The organism is Salinispora pacifica CNR114 (assembly GCF_000514775.1).
GTDB lineage: Bacteria > Actinomycetota > Actinomycetes > Mycobacteriales > Micromonosporaceae > Micromonospora > Micromonospora pacifica.
The window spans coordinates 30947-50575 of record NZ_AZWO01000026.1 but is presented as its reverse complement, the minus strand read 5'-3'; the positions used below and the strand labels follow the sequence as shown (position 1 = coordinate 50575).

Genomic DNA, 19629 nt, shown 5'->3' with positions numbered 1-19629 from the left:
GCAGCCGGTGTCAATGCGATCGTCGTGGTGCGGGTGGGTGGTCTGGTTGTCCGGGTGGCGTCCCGGTGTCGGCCTGGCCGGCCCGTCTGGCAGGCTTGGCGGTCGTGAGCGCAGACGGACTGATCGTGGTCGACAAGCCCGGCGGCATGACATCGCACGACGTGGTGGCACGGGTGCGCCGGCTGGCCCGGACCCGGCGGGTCGGGCACGGTGGCACACTCGATCCGATGGCGACCGGGGTCCTGGTCCTCGGCGTGGGGCGAGCCACCCGGTTGCTGACCTACGTCATTGGGGCTGGCAAGAGCTACGCCGCCACGATTCGGCTGGGGCAGGCGACGGTAACCGACGATGCCGAGGGGGATGTGATCTCCAGCACGCCGGCTGGTCTGGTGACCGACGAGGCGGTCCGGGCCGTGCTGGCGGCGCAGACCGGTGCGGTGGACCAGGTGCCCAGCGCGGTCAGCGCTATCAAGATCGACGGTCAGCGGGCGTACCGCCGGGTTCGGGAGGGAGCCAGCGTTGACCTGCCGCCCCGGCGGGTCACCATCTCCCAGCTCGACGCGCGAGCACTGCGCCGCGACGAGCCGGACGTGGTGGACGTGGACGTGGACGTCACCTGCTCCTCCGGCACGTATGTGCGGGCGATCGCCCGGGACGCCGGCCAGGCGCTCGGCGTCGGCGGGCACCTCACCGCGCTACGGCGTACCGCCGTGGGCGGTTTCACCCTCGCCGAGGCCGCTACCCTCGATGACCTGGAGCGCCGGGCACCCGAGGTGGTCACGCTCTCCCTCGCGGCGGCGGCCGATCGGTTCTTCCCGCGCCGGGAGGCGACCGCCGAGGAGGAGCGGGTGCTCTCGCACGGCGGTCCGTTGGACCCGGCGGGGATCGACGGCCCGTACGCCGTCTTCGGCCCGGCGGGCGGGTTGGTCGCTATCGTCAGCGAGCGGGCCGGTCGGGCCCGTGCCGAGATCGTGCTGGCCCCGGCCTGACGGCGCGGCGGTCGGGACAGCGACAGGGGAGGAGCGTTATGCAGCGGTGGCGGGGGTACGACGCGGCGCCCGGCGGCTGGGGGCGGTCGGTCGTCACCATCGGTGTCTTCGACGGCGTGCACCGGGGGCACCAGGCGATCATCGGGCACGCGGTGGCGCGGGCTCGCGAACTCGGCGTCAGGTCGGTGGTGGTCACCTTCGATCCGCACCCCGCCGAGGTGGTCCGTCCGGGTTCGCACCCGGCGGTGCTCACCGAGCCGGCCCGGAAGGCCGAGTTGATCGAGGCGCTCGGCGTGGACGTGCTCTGTGTGGTGCCGTTCACCCCGGACTTCTCCCGGCTGTCGGCAGAGGCGTTCGCGCACGACGTTCTGGTCGAGCACCTGCACGCCGCGCTGGTCGTGGTGGGGGAGAACTTCCGGTTCGGGCATCGGGCCGCGGGAGACGTGGCGTTGCTGGAGCAGCTCGGTCGGACGTTCGGTTACGCCGTCGAGGGGGCGCCCCTGGTGGCCGAGGCGGGGACGATCTTCTCCTCCACGTACATCCGTTCGTGCGTCGCCGCCGGAGACGTGGTGGCCGCTGCCAGCGCGTTGGGGCGGCCGCACCGGCTGGAGGGCGTGGTGGTCCGCGGCGACCGGCGCGGTCGCGAGCTGGGCTTCCCCACCGCCAACCTGCTCTGCCACCGGTACGCCGCGATCCCGGCCGACGGGATCTACGCCGCCCGCCTGGTGCGGCGGGGGCAGCGGGAGCCGCTGCTGGCGGCGGTGTCGGTCGGCACGAACCCGACCTTCTCCGGCCAGGAACGGCGGGTCGAGGCGTACGTGCTCGACTTCGACGCGGACCTGTACGGCGAGCGGCTGGCCCTGGACTTCGTGGCGCACCTGCGTGGGCAGGTCCGCTACGACTCGATTGAGCCGTTGGTGGCCCAGATGGCCGAGGACGTCGAACGTACCCGCCAAGCCTTGGGATGATCACGGAAAGTGATCGGGTTCGACACCCCGGTCCGCCCCTGGTCCGGAGTTTCCGGACTGGCTGGTACCCTGACAGGGACGTCGGCCGACCGACGTGGGTCCTGGCATGCCTGCACGACGCCGCGGGTGCGAGGACCGTCCGCCGCCGGGCTTCGCCCGGCCATCTGGGCGAGGCCCAACCGGGCGGACACGATACCGATCAACCCACCGAAACAGGGAGAACATGGCGCTCGACCAGCAGGACAAGGCCAAGATCCGCGAGGAGTACGCGACCGTCGAGGGTGACACCGGTTCGCCGGAGGTGCAGGTCGCCGTCCTCACCAAGCGGATCGCGGGCCTGACCGAGCACCTGAAGGTGCACAAGCATGACCACCACAGCCGCCGTGGGCTGCTGCTGCTGGTCGGCCGCCGCCGTCGGCTGCTCAACTACGTGCAGAAGAAGGACATCAACCGCTACCGGTCGCTCATCGAGCGGCTCGGTCTGCGCCGGTGACGTGACGGGGGAGTGGCCGAACGGCCGCTCCCCCGCTCCGGTTCACCGCCAGAAACTCCGAAATTAGGGCCGCACGACCCCCCGACCACCGGGAGCCGGTCAGCGCACCGGTCTCCGGTAGTGGCCTCCGGGCATCCGGCACCTCGCCGATCCGCCCGGGCGCTTCGATCGAAGACCGGCCGTCTGAGCAGCTGCGCGTCGCGGTCCGTAGACGCGAAGGAGCGCAACCACAGATGACCGAGAGCAACCTCGGTACCCAGTCTCGTACCGCCACGATCGACAACGGGGCCTTCGGCACCCGTGTGATCACCTTCTCCACCGGCCGGCTGGCCCGTCAGGCCGCCGGCTCCGTCGTCGCCCAACTCGGCGAGACGGTCGTCCTCTCCGCCACCACCGCCGGTCGGCAGCCGAAGGAGCACTTCGACTTCTTCCCGCTGACCGTCGACGTCGAGGAGCGGATGTACGCGGCGGGCCGGATCCCCGGTTCGTTCTTCCGCCGGGAGGGGCGCCCCAGCGAGGACGCGATCCTCACCTGCCGGCTGATCGACCGGCCGCTGCGTCCCTCGTTCGTCAAGGGCCTGCGCAACGAGGTCCAGGTCGTCGAGACCGTCCTGGCGCTCGACCCCAGCCACCCGTACGACGTGGTGGCGATCAACGCCGCCTCGATGTCGACGAAGCTCTCCGGCCTGCCGTTCTCCGGCCCGATCGGGGCGACCCGGATGGCCCACATCGACGGCTCCTGGGTTGCCTTCCCGACCCACGAGGAGCTGGAGCGCGCCACCTTCGACATGGTGGTCGCCGGTCGCGCCCTGCCCGACGGCGACGTCGCGATCATGATGGTCGAGGCGGAGGCCACCGAGCACACCGCGAAGCTGGTCGCCGACGGCGCCTCCGCACCGACCGAGGAGGTCGTGGCGAGCGGGCTGGAGGCAGCCAAGCCGGCCATCCGTGAACTGTGCCGTGCGCAGAGCGAGCTGGCCGAGGTGGCGGCGAAGCCGGTCGCCGAGTTCCCGGTCTTCCTCGACTACGCCGATGACGCGTACGACGCGGTCACGGAGCTGGCCCGGGAGGACGTGGCCGAGGCCCTGAAGATCGCCGGCAAGGCCGACCGTGAGGAGGCCCTGGACCGGATCAAGGCCCGGGTGGTCGAGGAGCTCGGCCCGCGCTTCGAGGGTCGGGAGAAGGAGCTCTCCGCCGCGCTGCGGTCGCTGACCAAGTCCGAGGTCCGCAACCGGGTGCTGCGCGAGCAGGTCCGCATCGACGGCCGCGGCCCGCGGGACATTCGCCCGCTGACCGCCGAGGTCGGGATCCTGCCCCGGGTGCACGGCTCGGCGCTCTTCGAGCGGGGCGAGACCCAGATCATGGGCGTCACCACGCTGAACATGCTCCGGATGGAGCAGTCCCTGGACACGCTCTCCCCGGAGAAGTCCAAGCGTTACATGCACAACTACAACTTCCCGCCGTACTCGACCGGGGAGACCGGCCGGGTGGGCTCGCCGAAGCGGCGGGAGATCGGCCACGGCGCGCTCGCCGAGCGGGCCCTGATCCCGGTGCTGCCCTCGCGCGAGGAGTTCCCGTACGCGATCCGGCAGGTCTCCGAGGCGCTCGGCTCCAACGGCTCGACCTCGATGGGCTCGGTCTGCGCCTCGACGCTCGGCCTGCTCTCCGCCGGGGTGCCGCTGAAGGCGCCGGTCGCCGGGATCGCCATGGGTCTGATCTCCGACGAGGTCGAGGGTAAGACCCGGTACGTGACGCTGACCGACATCCTCGGCGCCGAGGACGCCTTCGGCGACATGGACTTCAAGGTCGCCGGTACGCCGGACTTCGTCACCGCGCTGCAGCTCGACACCAAGCTCGACGGCATCCCGTCGGACGTGCTCGCCGCGGCGCTTCAGCAGGCCTACGAGGCCCGGCAGACGATCCTGCAGGTGATGCAGGCGGCGATCGAGGCGCCGGCCACGATGAGTGACTACGCGCCTCGGGTCACCACCGTCAAGATCCCGGTGGACAAGATCGGCATGGTGATCGGCCCGAAGGGGCAGACGATCAACGCCATCCAGGACGAGACGGGCGCCGAGATCTCGATCGAGGACGACGGCACCATCTACGTCGGTGCGACCAACGGCCCGGCGGCGCAGGCCGCGGTCGAGCGGATCAACGGGATCGCGAACCCGACCCTGCCGAAGATGGGCGACCGCTTCCTCGGCACGGTGGTCAAGACCGCCGCCTTCGGCGCGTTCGTCTCGCTGCTTCCCGGCCGCGACGGTCTGCTGCACATCTCCAAGGTGGGCGACGGCAAGCGCGTCGAGAAGGTCGAGGACTTCCTCAACGTCGGTGACAAGGTCGAGGTGGAGATCGCCGACATCGACCAGCGGGGCAAGATCTACCTGGACAAGGTGCGCCCGGAGGGCGCCGAGGTCCCGGCGGAGGGCGCCGGCGAGCGGCCGGCGGGTCGGGACCGGGGCGACCGGGGACCGCGCGACCGCGGTGACCGCGAGCGCGGTGGCCGGGGCCCGGACCGCGGCGACAGCGGCGACCGTGGCGACGGCGGTGAGGGCGGCGAGTCGCGTCCGCGCCGTCGTACCCGGCGCAGCTGACCGTCGGACCAACGCACCATCCACCCCTCGTCGAACCGGGAGCCCTTCGTGAGCCGGACTGTCTCCGTACCGTCCACACCGGAACGACGGGGGGTGGCCGCGTTTCGGGGTGCTCCCGGCGGCGCGGCCAGCCGCGCCGTAACCCGTACGCTCAGCGATGACCCGCTGGGTGGCACGGTCCGCCGGACCGTGCTCCCCAGCGGGCTGCGGGTCCTCACCGAGGCCATTCCCGCGATGCGCAGCGTCTCGTTCGGCATCTGGGTGTCGGTCGGCTCCCGGGACGAGACCGGCCCCCAGTCCGGTGCCGCCCACTTCCTTGAGCACCTGCTGTTCAAGGGGACACGCCGGCGGTCGGCACTGGAGATCTCGTCGGCGATCGAGGCGGTCGGCGGCGAGACCAACGCCTTCACCACGAAGGAATACACCTGCTACTACGCGCGGGTCCTCGACGACGATCTACCCCTCGCCATCGACGTGATGTGCGACCTGGTCGCCGACTCGGTGCTGACGCCGGAGGACGTGGAGGTCGAGCGGGGCGTGATCCTCGAGGAGATCGCCATGCACGACGACGAGCCCGGCGACGAGGTGCACGACCTCTTCGCCCGGGCTGTCTACGGTGAACACCCGCTCGGCCGGCTGATCTCGGGGACGGAACAGACGGTCACCCCGATGACCCGGCGACAGATCCAGAGCTTCTACCGGCGGCACTACACCCCGCCTCGGATCGTCATCGCCGCCGCGGGGAACCTTGATCACTCCAGCGTGGTCAAGCTGGTCCGGCAGGCGCTGCAGGGCACACCGCTGGACACCGACCCGGCGGCGCCCGCTACCTACCGGAGCGCCACCCCGGCGGTACGCACGCAACCGGCGACCACCCTGGTTGGGCCGAAGGAGACCGAGCAGGCGCACGTCGTTCTTGGCTGTACCGGCATCGATCGGCGGGATGAGCGTCGGTTCGCCCTCGGGGTGCTGAACAACATCCTCGGCGGCGGCATGTCCAGCCGGCTCTTCCAGGAGATCCGCGAGCAGCGGGGGCTGGCCTACTCGGTCTACTCCTACGCCAGCCAACACGCCGACAGCGGCCTGTTCTCCGTCTACGCCGGCTGCGCCCCGGGTCGAGCCAACGAGGTGCTGGAGTTGATCCGCGCGGAGCTGGCCCGGACGGCCGCCGACGGACTCACCGCAGCCGAGCTGGCCCGGGGCAAGGGCATGAGCAAGGGCGCGTTCGTGCTGGGCCTGGAGGACAGTGGTTCCCGGATGAGCCGGCTGGCCAAGGGGGAGCTGCTCTACGGCGAACTGATGCCGGTCGACACCTTGTTGGCCCAGGTGGACGCGGTCACCCTGGCCGACGTGAACGCGCTCGCCGCAGAGCTGCTGAGGCGCCCGATGTCGCTGGCGGTGGTGGGTCCGTTCGGCGAGTCCGACTTCCCGCCGGAGTGAGCCCGACCGCCCCTGCCTGACCGCCTCCGCCCGACCGCCTCCGCATCGCCGCCCCAGCCGGAGCGCCGGCACCCGGGTTCCGGGTCGCGGTCCATCGGGCTACCCCGGCGATGCCCGTGTCCCGGTTGGGATAGGTTGTCGGCTGTGACTGACGAGCAGGACAAGAGCGCGGACGAGCCGCTCCGGGTCGGTGTGCTGGGCGCCCGTGGCCGGGTGGGCATCGAGGTGTGCAAGGCGGTGGACGCGGCCCCCGACATGGAGTTGGTGGCCATGGTTGACCAGGGCGACTGGTTGTTCAACGCCTCCGACGCCGGAGCCGAGGTGATCGTCGACTTCACCACCCCTGACGTGGTCATGGACAACCTGCACTGGTGCATTGACCAGGGCATCAGTGCCGTGGTCGGCACCACGGGTTTCACCGAGGCGCGGCTGGAGCGGATGCGCGGCTGGCTGGCCCGGAAGCCGGGGGTGGGCGTGGTCGTCGCCCCCAACTTCGGCATCGGGGCGGTACTGATGATGCAGTTCGCCGAACGGGCCGCCCGCCACTTCGAGTCAGTCGAGATCATCGAGCAGCATCACCCGCGCAAGCTGGACGCGCCGAGCGGTACCGCGACGCACACCGCGCGCCTGATCGCGGCGGCCCGCGCCGCCGCCGGTCAAGGCCCGGCACCGGACGCCACCCGGGACGAGGTGGCCGGTGCCCGCGGCTGCGACATCGACGGTGTACGCGTGCACTCGGTCCGCGCCACCGGCCTCGTCGCCCACCAGGAGGTGCTCTTCGGCGCCGCCGGCGAGACGCTGACCATCCGGCACGACTCGTACGACCGGGCCTCCTTCATGCCCGGCGTGCTGCTGGCTGTCCGCGAGGTGCGCAACCGGCCCGGCCTGACGGTCGGCCTGGACGCCCTGCTCGACTGAGCGGATCGTCCCGCACCGGCGGTGAACCGGGCCGCCCGGGGTCGCGGGGCCGTCCGGAGGTTGGGTCGTCAGGGAGTCGGATCGTCAGGGAGTCGGATCGTCCGGGAGTCGGGTCGGTTCCGCGGGGACCGCGACGTGTAGTCGTAACTGGGCGACCAGCATGTCGTCCACGTCCAACGCGCGGGTCGCCCCGTCCGGCTCCCACCCGGTGCCGGTCAGAAACCCCCGGGTCGCCGCGTCGGCATCGAACGCCCACGCCACCGCGCGGGTGAACCCGTCATCACGCCAGTGGTCCACCGCCGCGGCGAGTAGCCGACTGCCGTGCCCGCGCCGGCCCCAGCGCGGCTCCACCAGCAGGTCGGTGACCGCGACGACCTTCGGACCCAGCGCTTCGGCGGGTTCGCCGGGCGCCTGGGCCTCGGCGTCGGCCGGGCCGGAGGCGGCGAACCCCACCAGATACGATTGCTCGGCCTGTTCGACGGCGACCAGCACCCGGTGGGCGGCCGAGGGCGGCTCTTGCACCGCTGCGGTCCACCGCTGGGCCAGCCACGCCTCGTCGAGGTTCGCGAGCACCTGCCGGGGCAGGATGCGGCGGTACGCGACCCGCCAGGTTGCGAGTTGGATGCGTGCGATATCGCCGGCGTCCTGCGGACGCGCCGGGCGGACGTACCCGAGAGCCATGGCACGAAAGCCTACGCAGGGTGGAGGAGGCGACGATGGCGCAGGGTGCCAAGCGGACGGTCAGACAGGCGATCGGTGTGGTCGGGCTCGCCATCGGGGTGGCCCTGTTCCTGTCCGTGGCGGCCGCGCGGCACGGATTTTTTGACCTTGGGGTCTACTACGGCGCGATCCGCTACTGGGTGCACGACGGCGGAGAGATCTACGACTTCCTGCGCCCGTTCACCCAGTACGGCTTCACCTACCCGCCGTTCGCAGCCCTGGTCATGCTGCCGATGGCGTACGTCTCCTGGACTATGGCGATCGTGCTGAGCGTCTCCGCGAGCGTGGTGGTCACCCTGGTGCTGTTCTGGTGGCTGCTGGACCCGATCTCGCGCCGCGCTGGCTGGACCCGCTGGTTTGCCATCGCGGTGGCGCTCTGCCTCGCCGCGGCCTACGAGCCGATGCGGGAGACGGTGAACTTTGGCCAGGTCAACATGCTGTTGCTGTTTCTGGTGGCGGTTGATCTGCTGCGGTTACTGCCTTCGGGTAGCCGGTGGGCCGGTGCCACCATCGGCCTGGCCACCGCGATCAAGCTGACCCCGGGGATCTTCATCGTCTACCTGCTGGTGACCGGGCGCTGGCGGGCGGCGGTAACCGCGATGGGCACCGCCGCCGGCGCGACCCTGTTCGCCGCCACCCTCTTCCCGGATGCCTCCCGGGAGTTCTGGACCGAGGCGCTGTGGAACACCAACCGCGTGGGCGAGCTCTCCTTCGTCTCCAACCAGTCCCTCCGTGGAGTGGTGGCCCGGCTGAACCCGGAGAATCCGAGTACCGTCGCCTGGTTGGCGCTGGTGGTGGTGGTGCTGGCGCTCTGGGTGTGGCGGGCCCGGGCTGCGGTGGCGGTCGGTGACGAGGCGACCGGGCTGGCGTTGACCGGTGTGCTGATGTGTCTGGTCAGCCCGGTCACCTGGGTACACCATCTGGTCTGGCTGCTGCCGGCGCTCATCCTGTTGGTGGACAACGCGATGGCGGCGCCCGCCGGCAGCCGTCGGCAGCGCCGGCTACTGGCGGCCGTGGGCATCGCGTACGCGTTCCTGATCAGCCGGATCGTGTGGGCCTGGGAGCGGGACTTCACCGGGATCGACGGCTTCCTCGGCAGCAACACGTACGTCTGGATCAGCCTGGCCCTGCTGGCGTTTCTGCCGATCCGGACCGTGACACACCAGACCGCGGTCGGGACGGCCGGGCAGGAGGAGGGCCGTCCCCGGAGCAGTGTCGTACCGGTGACCTAGTGTCCCCGCGATGACCGCGCCGGAATCGCTCTCGCTCGCCCAAGCCCGACGGATCGCCCTGGCAGCCCAGGGTTTCACCGACCCCGCGCCGACCGGTGTGCCCACCCGCCGGCACCTGCGTCGGGTGCTGGACCGGGTCGGTCTGATCCAGCTGGACTCGGTCAACGTGCTCCAGCGGGCGCACTATCTGCCGCTCTACAGCCGCCTCGGTCCCTACCCGACGACGCTGCTCGACGCGGCCGCGTACCGCCACCCCCGGGATCTTTTCGAGTACTGGGGGCACGAGGCGTCGCTGGTGCCGGTCGCGTTGCAGCCGGCGCTGCGCTGGCGGATGGCGCGCGCCCGTAGCCAGGCCTGGGGCGGCATGCGCCGGATCGCCGAGGAGCAGCCGGATCTGGTGGCGTGGGTCCGGGACGAGGTAGCGGCCCGCGGGCCGATCACCGCCGCGGAGATCGAGCACGACGCTGACCGGGTGACCGGCAACTGGGGCTGGAACTGGTCCGCGACGAAGCGGGCGGTGGAGTACCTGTTCTGGTCCGGTGAGGTGACGGCCGCCGAGCGTACGACGTCCTTCGCCCGCCGTTACGCCCTGCCGGAGCAGGTGCTGCCGCCGGCGGTACTGGCGGCGCCCACCCCGAGCGACGCCGAGGCGTACCGGACTCTGGTGGCCGTGGCCGCCCGCTCCCTCGGCGTGGCGGCGGAGCCGGAGCTGCGGGACTACTTCCGGTTGCCGCTGGCGCAGGCGCGGGCGGCGATTGCCGAGCTGGCGGAGGCGGGGGAGCTGCTTCCGGTAACCGTGTCGGGCTGGCGGCAGCCGGCCTGGCTGCACGCCGAGGCCCGACTGCCGCGTTGGGTGCGGGGCAACCGGCTGGTCAGCCCCTTCGACCCGCTGGTCTGGGAGCGGGGCCGCACGCTGCGGTTGTTCGATTTCAGCTACCGCATCGAGATCTACGTCCCGGCGCCGAAGCGGGTGCACGGCTACTACGTGTTGCCGTTTCTCCAGGGGGAGCGGTTCACGGCCCGGGTCGACCTGAAGGCCGACCGGAAGCACGGGGTACTCCTCGTGCCGGCAGCCTGGCAGGAGCCCGGCGTTGAGGCGGGTGAGACGGCGCTCGCGCTCGCCGCCGAGCTGTACCGGCTCGCCGGCTGGCTGGGCCTGGCCGCAGTGGCGCCACCGACCGCCGGTGACCTGGCGGTGCCGCTGGCCGCTGCCCTGAGGAGCGTGGCGGGTGTACCGTGATCGACGTGACGAGCGTTGACGGGCCGCAGAGCCGGGCCGCCGCGGCGACTGATGCTGCTGACCAGCCGTCCGCGGCTGGGGCCCCGCCGCCGGATGGCTGGCCGGTGGAGGCGACGCCGGTCCATCCGGCTCCGCAGCCGGACCGACTGACCCGATTCGTGCTCCGTCTCCAGCAACGCTCGCCTCGGTGGGCGGTGCCACTGGCCGCCCTGGGCTGTGTCGGCGCCGGTATCGGCTACACGCTGATGATCGATCCGACCCGGTCCACGCCGGATGCGGCCCCCACCTGCCTGCTCAAGCTGACGAGCGGGCTCGACTGTCCGGGCTGTGGTGGCACCCGGGCCCTTTGGTACCTGCTGCACGCCGACCTGCCGGCCGCTGCCCGACACCATCTCCTTCTCGTCTTCGCGCTTCCCTTCCTGGCGTACCTGTTCGTGGCGTGGGCGGGTCGGCAGGCCTTCGGGTGGCGGCTGCCCGAACTGCGGATCAGCAACAAGCTGATCGGGGTCTTCCTGGGCGCCTGGTTGGCTTTCTCCGTGGCGCGTAACCTGCCCTGGGCACCGTTCACCACGCTCTACGTCTGACCGGGCTCCGCGGCTCGGCCCCGCCGGTCGTGGGTTGCCGGTCGAGGTACGGGGGTGGTGGTCCGCGTCGGGACCGCAGGTCCAGGTGGTGCGGCAGCCGCTGACGGTCGGTCCACCCCTGGCACGCCCCGTTTGTGTGGGCAGCTCGACAGGATGCGCCGGCGCCCCCGGTCGCTCGGGGCGGGAGGCAAGCTGCGGGGTCCGATTTCCGTCGGCGCCGGTCGCGCCACTACAGTCGCAGGAATGCCGGACATGGTGCAGCCCCAGGTCAAGCTCATTGCGTGGACCCAGTTCGCGCCCCCAGACGACGTTGAGTGGTCGACTGACGCGGACGGAGGGCAGGCGCTCGCGGAGTTCGCTGGGCGGGCCTGCTACCAGAGTTGGAAGAAGCCAAACCCGGCGACGGCGACCAACGCCGGCTACCTCGCCCACATTCTCGAGGTGGGCCACCTGAGCGTGCTGGAGCACGGCTCGGTGAGCTTCTACCTCACCGGGGTGTCGCGGTCGCTCACCCACGAGTTGATCCGGCACCGGCACTTCTCGTTCTCGCAGCTGTCCCAGCGGTATGTGCCGGAGCGGGACGCGGCGATGGTGGAGCCGGCCGTGATCGCCGACGACCCGGAGCTACACAAGCGGTTCGTGGAGGCCGCCGAGGCGAGCGTACGGGCGTACACCGAATTGCTGGCGGGCCTGGAGCAGCGCTTCACCGACGAACCCAACGCCACCCTGCGGCGTAAGCGTGCCCGGCAGGCGGCGCGGGCGGTGTTGCCGAACGCCACCGAGACCCGCATCGTGGTCACCGGCAACTACCGGGCGTGGCGGCACTTCATCGGCATGCGGGCGACCGAGCACGCCGACGTGGAGATCCGGGAGCTGGCGGTGGAGTGCCTCCGCCAGCTGCAGGGGGTGGCCCCGAGCGTCTTCAACGACTTCGTGATCTCCTCCCTGCCCGACGGCACCGAGGTGGCGACCAGCCCGCACGCGGAGGTGTCCTGAGCCCTTCCCCGTCGGGGGCTCAGCGGCCGTCCGCTAGGTTGGACGCATGACGAGTGACCTCCCCGACACCCCCGCCCGGACGGCCTCCCGGCCGTTCGGGCGGGTGCTCACGGCCATGGTGACCCCCTTTGCCGCCGATGGTGCGCTCGATCTGGATGGTGCGGCCCGGTTGGCGAACTACCTGGTCGACGAGCAGGGCAACGACGCGCTGGTGGTCAACGGCACCACCGGTGAGTCGCCGACCACGACCGACGCGGAGAAGGAACGCCTGATCCAGACGGTGGTCGCGGCCGTCGGCGATCGAGCCAAGGTGGTGGCCGGGGTCGGCACCAACGACACCCGGCACACCATCGAGCTGGCCGCTGCGGCGGAGAAGGCCGGAGCGCACGGCCTGCTGGTGGTGACGCCGTACTACAGCAAGCCACCGCAGGCGGGCCTGGTGCGACACTTCACCGCGGTGGCCGACGCCAGCGGGTTGCCGGTGATGCTCTACGACATTCCGCACCGCGCCGGGGTGGCGATCGAGACCGAGACGCTGGTGCGCCTGGCCGAGCACGGGCGGATCGTCGCGGTGAAGGACGCCAAGGGCGACCTGACCGCCACCAGCTGGGTGACCAGCCGGACCGGTCTGGCCTACTACAGCGGCGAGGATTCGCTCCTCCTGCCCGCGCTGGCGGTGGGTTCGGTCGGCGTGGTGGGCACGTCAACCCACTTCACCGGGGCGCGGACCCAGGAGATGATCCGGGCGTTCGACGCGGGGGACAACGCCACCGCGCTCGCCCTGCACCGACAGCTGCTGCCGCTGTACACGGGCATCTTCCGGGCTCCCGGCACGATCCTGGTCAAGGCCGGCCTGGCGGCGAGGGGACTGCCCGCCGGCCCGGTCCGCTCCCCGCTGGTGGACGCCACCGCCGACCAGCTCGCCCAGCTCCGCGCCGACTGTGCGGCGGCGGGCCTGGACCTCCCTGAATGAACGAACGACACGACGGACGCCGGGTGACGGCGTCGCAGAATGAGGTGAACGCGTGACCGAGGCGCGAATCGAGACAGAACTGCCGCCGCCGCTGCCCGAGGGTGGGTTGCGGATCGTTCCGCTGGGCGGGCTCGGCGCCATCGGTCGGAACATGACCGTCTTCGAGTACGACGGGAAGCTGCTGGTCGTCGACTGCGGCGTGCTCTTCCCGGACGTGGAGCAGCCGGGGGTGGACCTGATCCTGCCCGACTTCGCCCCGATCCTGGACCGCCTCGATGACGTACAGGCGATCGTGCTCACGCACGGCCACGAGGACCACATCGGCGCGGTGCCGTACCTGCTCGCCCACAAGCCGGACATCCCGCTGGTCGGTTCGGAGTTCACCCTCGCCCTGGTCGAGGCGAAGCTCGCCGAGCGGCGGATCCAGCCGTACACGCTGACGGTGCGGGAGGGCGGTCGGGAGCAACTGGGCCCCTTCGAGTGTGAGTTCTTCGCGGTCAACCACTCGATCCCGGACGCGCTCGCCGTGGCCATCCGCACCCCGGCCGGCCTGGTGCTGCACACCGGTGACTTCAAGATGGACCAGCTCCCGCTGGACGGCCGGATCACCGACCTGGCCGGCTTCGCGCGGCTCGGCGCGGAGGGGGTGGACCTGCTCCTGTCCGACTCCACCAACGCCGAGATCCCCGGCTTCGTCACGCCCGAGCGGGAGATCGGCCCGGTGCTCGACTCGATCTTCGCCAAGGCTCGGGGCCGGATCATCGTCGCGTCGTTCGCCTCGCACGTGCACCGGGTCCAGCAGGTCTTCGACTCCGCGGTGGAGCATGGCCGCAAGGTGGCGCTGATCGGCCGGTCGATGGTGCGCAACATGGGCATCGCCCGCGACCTCGGTCTGCTGAACATCCCGCCCGGCCTGGTCGTCGGGCTCGACGAGGCCACCAGCATGCCGCCCGACCAGATCGTGCTGATGTCGACCGGTAGTCAGGGTGAGCCGATGAGCGCGCTGGGCCGGATGGCCAGCGGTGACCACCGGCACATCACCATCGCTCCCGGCGACACCGTGGTGCTCGCCTCCTCGCTGGTGCCCGGCAACGAGACCTCCGTCTACCGGGTGATCAACCGGCTGGCCCGGGCGGGTGCCGTCGTCGTGCACAAGGACGTGGCCAAGGTGCACGTCTCCGGGCACGCCCCCGCTGGCGAGCTGCTCTACCTGCTCAACATGGTTCGGCCGAGCAACCTGATGCCGGTCCACGGGGAGTGGCGGCACCTGCGCGCCCACGCCCGGCTCGGCGTCGAGTCCGGAGTCGCCGCCGATCGGGTGGTGCTCTGTGAGGACGGCGACGTGGTCGACCTGGTCGAGGGGCGGGCCAGCCTGGTCGGACGGGTCAGGAGCCGGTACGTCTACGTCGACGGCCTCGCCGTCGGGGACGTGTCGGAGTCGCTGCTCACCGAGCGGCGGATCCTCGGCGACGGCGGGTTCATCGCGGCCACCGTGGTGGTCGACTCGGTCACCGGGAAGGTGGTCGGTGGGCCGACCGTCTCCGCGAAGGGCTTCTCCGAGGACCCGGAGGCGTTCAGCCCGGTGGTGCCGTTGATCACCGAGGCGCTCAACCGCGCGGCCTCCGACGGCATCACCGACCCGCACCAGCTGCAGCAGATCGTGCGGCGCACGGTGGGGCGGTGGGTCAACGACGCCTACCGCCGTCGGCCCATGATCGTGCCGAACGTGGTGGAGGTCTGAGCCGAGGCGCGGCAGGGTCGGGGAGCCGGCCCGGGTCAGGGCAGCTCCGCGACCGCGTCGGCGTACGCCGAGCCGGTGCGTACCGCGGCGGCCAGCAGCACATCCAGCTGGGTGGGCGCGACCCCGTGGGACAGGTCGGTGCTGACATCGCCGGCCAACACCAGTTCGGCGCCGGAGTCGTGCACGTAGGCCGTCGGTAGCAGCCGGTCCTGGTTCCAGGCGTTGCAGAACGCGTACGCCTCGGCGCGCCGGTCGGCGGGCAGCCGGCGGCTGGCCACGGCGCGTACGTGCAGGACCTCGCCCCGCTCGCCGGCCCGCCGTACCTGGATCAGCGCCTCGCCCCAGCGCCCCACGACGGTGTCCGTGGCGTCCAGGATGTACTTGTCGCCGCGCCGGTCCAGGGCGCTGGTGATCGCTGCCAGGCTGAGCGGGGCGGGCTGGTCAGCCGGTTGGTCGTCCGGCTCGCGGTCGGGTTCGTCGTCGTCCGGGCGCTCGAACGGCAGCGCCACCGGGTGGGCCAGGGCCCGGTCGGCTGCGCCCCGCTCGTCCAGCCAGGAGGCGACCCGCCCGGACTGGTGCCCGGTGCCGTTGCGCGCGTCGAAGCTGCCGGCGAGCCCGGTGGCCAGGTCGGTCAGCGCGGCCCCGAGGGTGGCGAGATCGAGGTCGGCCGCGGGCCGTGGCCCGTACGCGGGGCGGTGCACCCGCTGCTCGCCGAGGTCGGCGGCGACCGCGACCCCGCACACCAGCGCCCCGGCGGCGGCGAACTCCATCGCGGAGAGCTCGTCGGGCGCCCGGTCCAGCTGGGGCAGCTGCTCGGTGAGGACGGCCAGCCCGCGGACCGGGTTTCCGCTGAGCGCGCAGAAGCGCAGGTGCGCCGCGAGGTATGCGAAGCCGGCCCGTTCGCGTCGGTGCCGCTGGTACGCGTGCACGTGCGCCGCCGCGGCCGACTCGGTGGCACCGACCCGGAGCCACGGAAGCATCCCCGCGGCGAGCCCCCGTTCGGGTGCTCCGGTGCAGTCGCCCGGGCTCACGCCGGCCAGGACGTCCAGCGCGGCGGACCACTCCTCCCACCCGGCGAGCAGCTCCGCCCGTCGGACGGCGGCGCAGCTGACGCAGCCGTCGGCCGGGGTGGCGGGCGCCGCTACCCAGCGGTCGTACCAGGACCGGGCGGTCGGCTCGTCGCCGAGGTGGTCCGCGATCCGGCAGTAGAGTTCGGCGGCGGTCGCGGTGTCGGCGGTGCCGAGGTCGTCGAGGAGGGCCCGGGCCTGGTCCAGGCCACCACGTGGGCTGCCGAGCAGCGCTTCGACCGCGTACCGCCGGTAGCGGGCCAGAATTTCGTGACCGTCGGGCGGCAGCAGGTCGGGCCGCCGGTCCACGGCGGCGAGGCAGCGGCGGACCGGCTCGACCAGGCGCCACCGCCCTTCGTCGAGCAGGTAGGTCTCGATCAGCGCGAGCCGGGCCTCCAGCGCCGACTGGTCGTCGCCGGCGGCGTCGGCGCGCGCGGCGATCCGTTCCAGCTCGGCGCTGCGGGTCTCGCCGTCGGGGGAGTCCCGGGCGTCGGCCAGCTCCTCGGCGAGGGGGCGGCCGTTCCGCCCGGGTCGTTGGCGGCGTGGTGGCCATCCCGGCCAGCCGAACTCGTCCAGCCCGCGGCCGCCGGGCTGCCCGATCACGACGGCACCCCGCCGGGTAGCCGGGCCACCTCGGCGGCGAGCTGACAACCGGTGGTGATGCCGCGGTCGAGGAGCCGGTCGAGTTGGTGCGGGGTCACACCGCGTTCGAGGTCGGTGATGACCTCCCCACAGATTCGTGCCCGACCGTCATCTTCGACGTGCACGAACGCCTTGGGCCAGAGCCGGTCGTGGTTCCAGGCGTTGCAGAAGGCGTGCAGCGCGGGGACGTACTCGATCGCGAACGTGGGTGCCACGACGGTGCGTACCTGGAGTAGCTCGCCGGCGGTCCCGGGCCGCCGGAACCAGATGAGGCTGTCGGCCCACCGGCCGACCAGCTCCCCGGCCGGGTCGGTCTCCACCGTGTATCCCCGCTGGGTGAGTACGGTGGCGACCAGCTCATTGGTGAGTGGGCTCAGGGTGCCCGGGTAGCCGCCCAGGAGGCGGTCCGGAATATCCCCGGTCGGCGACGCCATGCGGCATCCCTTCTGAGGCGAATATCACGACCGGCGGCGGATTCGCGTGCCGACGCGCGGACACGACCTGGAATAGCGGCGATCCACCGGGTACCGCCGCTAGGTTGATGCTATGGCGGGCCGTACCTCTCAGGCGAGTCGGCGGCGCGGCGCGTCGCCACGAGGCAACACGAACAACCGTGCCCGGCAGCCGGCGAAGAAGCCCCGCGCTGCCGCCAAGCGTCGTCCTACGGCCCGTACCAGCCCGGCCGGTTCCGTGGGTCGGGCGCTCGGGGCACTGTGGATGGGCCTCGCGCACGGGGTGGGCTGGTCTGTTCGCGCCGCCGGCCGGCAGGCCGCCGCGGCCCGTGGCCTCGACCCCGAGCACCGGCGCGACGGCGCCGGGCTGCTGGTGCTCGGCATCGCATTGCTCAGCGCGGCCAGCATCTGGTTCGAAAAGGCCGGACCGGTCGGGGAGCGGCTGGCCGACACCGTACGGCTGTTTCTCGGTGCGATCGCCGTCGTGGTGCCGGTGCTGCTGATGATCGGTGCCTGGCGGCTGATGCGGGAGCCGACCGCTCCGGAGCACCGGGGGCGGGGGCCGGTCGGCTGGGGGTCCATGCTGGTCGCTACGGCCGCGCTGCTGCACATCGGGCAGGAGCCGACCTCGCCGGCGCAGCGGGACTTCGCGGGCGGCCTGATCGGTGCGGGGGTGGGGAGCCTGCTGGAGCGGGCGGTGACGGCCTGGGTGGCCGTGCCGCTGCTGTTGCTGCTCCTGGTCTTCGGGCTGCTGGTGGTCACCGCGACCCCGATCAACAAGATTCCGGAGCGGCTCGGTCTGTTGGCCGGCACGGTGGTCGGCACCCCGGCCGGCGCGGAGGCCACCGAGGAGGCCGCGGCGGAGACCGGCAAGCCGGTTCGCAAGCGTGCGGCGAAGCGGACGCCGCCAGCACCGCCGGACCCGGCGGACTTCGCCGACGACCTGGCGGGCGCGGATCTGCAGGAGACGCTCGTGCTGCCCCGCAGGTCGTCGGCGAAGGTGCCGGCCAGTCGGAAGCCGGCGGAGCCGCCGGAGCACTCGCCGCTGCCCACCCGGGCCGAGCAACTCGCATTGACCGGGCTGGCGGGCGACTACGCGCTGCCCCCGGCGACGCTGCTGGGCAGTGGTGCCGCCCCCAAGAAGCGCAGCCGGGCCAATGACGAGGTGATCGCCGCGTTGACCGGGGTGTTTGAGCAGTTCGACGTGGACGCCGCGGTTACCGGTTTCACCCGGGGGCCGACGGTGACCCGGTACGAGGTCGAGTTGGGCCCCGGGGTCAAGGTGGAGCGGATCACCCAGCTCTCCCGCAACATCGCGTACGCGGTGAAGTCGCCGGACGTGCGCATCCTCAGCCCGATCCCGGGCAAGAGCGCGATCGGCGTGGAGATTCCGAACACCGATCCGGAGAATGTCGCCCTCGGCGATGTGCTGCGCTCCCGGGCGGCCACTGGTGACCATCATCCGATGGTGGTCGCGCTCGGTAAGGACATCGAGGGCGGCTACGTGGTGGCCAACCTCGCGAAGACGCCGCACATTCTCATCGCGGGGGCCACCGGCGCGGGGAAGTCGAGCTGTCTGAACTCACTGCTGGTCTCGCTCCTGACCCGGGCCACCCCGGACGAGGTGCGGCTGCTGTTGATCGACCCGAAGCGGGTCGAGATGACCGGCTACGAGGGGATCCCGCACCTGGTCACGCCGATCGTGACGAATGCCAAGAAGGCGGCCGACTCGCTGGAGTGGGTCGTGCGCGAGATGGACATGCGCTACGACGACCTGGCCGCCAACGGGGTGCGGCACATCGACGACTTCAACCGCAAGGTTCGCAATGGTGAGATCACGGCTCCGCCCGGCAGTGAGCGGGAACTGCGGCCGTACCCGTACCTGCTGGTGATCGTGGACGAGCTGGCCGACCTGATGATGGTCGCCCCGCGGGACGTGGAGGACTCCATCGTCCGGATCACGCAGCTCGCCCGGGCCGCCGGCATCCATCTGGTGCTCGCCACCCAACGTCCGTCGGTGGACGTGGTGACCGGTCTGATCAAGGCCAATGTGCCGTCCCGGCTCGCCTTCGCGACCTCGTCGTTGGCGGATTCGCGGGTCATCCTGGATCAGCCGGGTGCGGAGAAGCTGCTCGGTCGCGGTGATGGTCTCTTTCTGCCTATGGGTGCCGCCAAGCCGGTCCGAATCCAGGGCGCGTGGGTGACCGAGCGGGAGATCGCCGATGTGGTTCGGTTCTGCAAGGAGCAGCGGGAGCCGGAGTTCCGCGCGGATGTGCTCACCGTGGCCCAGGAGAGCAAGAAGAAGATCGACGAGGATGTCGGCGACGACCTCGACCTGCTGGTGCAGGCGGTTGAGCTGGTGGTGACCTCGCAGTTCGGCTCCACCTCGATGCTGCAGCGCAAGCTGCGGGTTGGTTTCGCGAAGGCGGGTCGGTTGATGGATCTGATGGAGACCCGCGGCGTGGTGGGCCCGTCTGAGGGCTCCAAGGCCCGGGATGTGCTGGTGAAGCCGGACGAGTTGCCGGAGGTTCTGGCCGGCCTGCGCGGTGGCGAGGACTGACCGGGACGGTCGTCGTG

16 protein-coding genes are annotated in these 19629 nt (G+C 71.7%); 13 read left to right on the top strand and 3 right to left on the bottom strand.

Annotation, left to right across the window (positions count from 1 at the left end):
• The first annotated feature begins 65 nt into the window (after positions 1-65).
• From truB to dapB, 6 genes are all read left to right on the top strand, one after another.
• Complete coding sequence (gene truB, locus B118_RS0117125) at positions 66-989, top strand: tRNA pseudouridine(55) synthase TruB (protein WP_018812153.1); 924 nt, start codon at positions 66-68, stop codon at positions 987-989.
• Positions 990-1027: 38 nt separating this feature from the next.
• A complete protein-coding gene (locus B118_RS0117120; protein ID WP_018220649.1) occupies positions 1028-1957 on the top strand; it encodes a bifunctional riboflavin kinase/FAD synthetase in 930 nt (309 codons plus the stop codon).
• Positions 1958-2180: 223 nt separating this feature from the next.
• Complete coding sequence (rpsO, locus tag B118_RS0117115; protein ID WP_018219020.1) at positions 2181-2450, top strand: 30S ribosomal protein S15; 270 nt, start codon at positions 2181-2183, stop codon at positions 2448-2450.
• A 233-nt stretch (positions 2451-2683) separates the two neighbouring features.
• A complete protein-coding gene (locus B118_RS0117110) occupies positions 2684-5047 on the top strand; it encodes a polyribonucleotide nucleotidyltransferase (protein WP_028193077.1) in 2364 nt (787 codons plus the stop codon).
• A 93-nt stretch (positions 5048-5140) separates the two neighbouring features.
• Entirely contained in the window at positions 5141-6487 is a 1347-nt protein-coding gene (locus tag B118_RS0117105) for a M16 family metallopeptidase (RefSeq protein WP_420329458.1), read from the top strand.
• A 144-nt stretch (positions 6488-6631) separates the two neighbouring features.
• Positions 6632-7405, top strand: a complete 774-nt coding sequence (dapB, locus tag B118_RS0117100; RefSeq protein ID WP_018220646.1) for a 4-hydroxy-tetrahydrodipicolinate reductase — start codon at positions 6632-6634, stop codon at positions 7403-7405.
• An 84-nt stretch (positions 7406-7489) separates the two neighbouring features.
• On the opposite strand, the gene B118_RS0117095 is transcribed toward dapB, so the two are convergent.
• The gene (locus B118_RS0117095) at positions 7490-8086 is read right to left on the bottom strand and encodes a GNAT family N-acetyltransferase (protein ID WP_028193075.1); all 597 of its coding nucleotides are present in this window, start codon (positions 8084-8086) and stop codon (positions 7490-7492) included.
• A 35-nt stretch (positions 8087-8121) separates the two neighbouring features.
• Between B118_RS0117095 and B118_RS0117090 the strand changes: the two genes are divergently transcribed.
• The 6 genes from B118_RS0117090 (at position 8122) to B118_RS0117065 (ending at position 14891) form a co-directional block, all read left to right on the top strand.
• Positions 8122-9357: a glycosyltransferase 87 family protein gene (locus B118_RS0117090; RefSeq protein ID WP_028193074.1), complete on the top strand. Its 1236-nt coding sequence runs from the start codon at positions 8122-8124 to the stop codon at positions 9355-9357.
• A 10-nt stretch (positions 9358-9367) separates the two neighbouring features.
• Positions 9368-10597, top strand: a complete 1230-nt coding sequence (locus B118_RS0117085; RefSeq protein ID WP_027658281.1) for a winged helix-turn-helix domain-containing protein — start codon at positions 9368-9370, stop codon at positions 10595-10597.
• Positions 10594-11181 carry a DUF2752 domain-containing protein gene (locus B118_RS0117080; protein ID WP_027648347.1) on the top strand — a complete coding sequence of 196 codons (588 nt, stop codon included), beginning with the start codon at positions 10594-10596 and terminating at the stop codon, positions 11179-11181. The genes B118_RS0117085 and B118_RS0117080 overlap by 4 nt, the downstream gene beginning before the upstream one ends.
• 252 nt (positions 11182-11433) lie before the next feature.
• The gene (gene thyX / locus B118_RS0117075) at positions 11434-12177 is read left to right on the top strand and encodes an FAD-dependent thymidylate synthase (RefSeq protein WP_026185323.1); all 744 of its coding nucleotides are present in this window, start codon (positions 11434-11436) and stop codon (positions 12175-12177) included.
• A 46-nt stretch (positions 12178-12223) separates the two neighbouring features.
• Positions 12224-13150, top strand: coding sequence for a 4-hydroxy-tetrahydrodipicolinate synthase (gene dapA, locus B118_RS0117070; protein ID WP_018220640.1), 927 nt, complete (start codon positions 12224-12226; stop codon positions 13148-13150).
• A 52-nt stretch (positions 13151-13202) separates the two neighbouring features.
• Positions 13203-14891 carry a ribonuclease J gene (locus B118_RS0117065; RefSeq protein WP_018220639.1) on the top strand — a complete coding sequence of 563 codons (1689 nt, stop codon included), beginning with the start codon at positions 13203-13205 and terminating at the stop codon, positions 14889-14891.
• Between the two features lie 35 nt (positions 14892-14926).
• Here B118_RS0117065 and B118_RS0117060 read toward each other — a convergent pair whose 3' ends face one another.
• Positions 14927-16561 (bottom strand): type III secretion system chaperone family protein, encoded by a 1635-nt coding sequence (locus B118_RS0117060; RefSeq protein WP_018220638.1) that lies wholly within the window; start codon positions 16559-16561, stop codon positions 14927-14929.
• Positions 16558-17034 (bottom strand): type III secretion system chaperone family protein, encoded by a 477-nt coding sequence (locus B118_RS0117055; RefSeq protein ID WP_018220637.1) that lies wholly within the window; start codon positions 17032-17034, stop codon positions 16558-16560. Before B118_RS0117055 ends, B118_RS0117060 begins: the two co-directional genes overlap by 4 nt.
• A 112-nt stretch (positions 17035-17146) precedes the next feature.
• Between B118_RS0117055 and B118_RS0117050 the strand changes: the two genes are divergently transcribed.
• Complete coding sequence (locus tag B118_RS0117050; RefSeq protein ID WP_026270843.1) at positions 17147-19612, top strand: FtsK/SpoIIIE family DNA translocase; 2466 nt, start codon at positions 17147-17149, stop codon at positions 19610-19612.
• The last annotated feature ends 17 nt before the right edge of the window (positions 19613-19629 follow it).

Coding starts and splice junctions, on each gene's coding strand:
- B118_RS0117120 (WP_018220649.1), top strand. CDS start 1,028: ATGCAGCGGTGGCGGGGGTACGACGCGGCGCCCGGCGGCTGGGGGCGG.
- rpsO (WP_018219020.1), top strand. CDS start 2,181: ATGGCGCTCGACCAGCAGGACAAGGCCAAGATCCGCGAGGAGTACGCG.
- B118_RS0117110 (WP_028193077.1), top strand. CDS start 2,684: ATGACCGAGAGCAACCTCGGTACCCAGTCTCGTACCGCCACGATCGAC.
- B118_RS0117095 (WP_028193075.1), bottom strand. CDS start 8,086: ATGGCTCTCGGGTACGTCCGCCCGGCGCGTCCGCAGGACGCCGGCGAT.
- B118_RS0117090 (WP_028193074.1), top strand. CDS start 8,122: ATGGCGCAGGGTGCCAAGCGGACGGTCAGACAGGCGATCGGTGTGGTC.
- B118_RS0117085 (WP_027658281.1), top strand. CDS start 9,368: ATGACCGCGCCGGAATCGCTCTCGCTCGCCCAAGCCCGACGGATCGCC.
- thyX (WP_026185323.1), top strand. CDS start 11,434: ATGGTGCAGCCCCAGGTCAAGCTCATTGCGTGGACCCAGTTCGCGCCC.
- dapA (WP_018220640.1), top strand. CDS start 12,224: ATGACGAGTGACCTCCCCGACACCCCCGCCCGGACGGCCTCCCGGCCG.
- B118_RS0117055 (WP_018220637.1), bottom strand. CDS start 17,034: ATGGCGTCGCCGACCGGGGATATTCCGGACCGCCTCCTGGGCGGCTAC.
- B118_RS0117050 (WP_026270843.1), top strand. CDS start 17,147: ATGGCGGGCCGTACCTCTCAGGCGAGTCGGCGGCGCGGCGCGTCGCCA.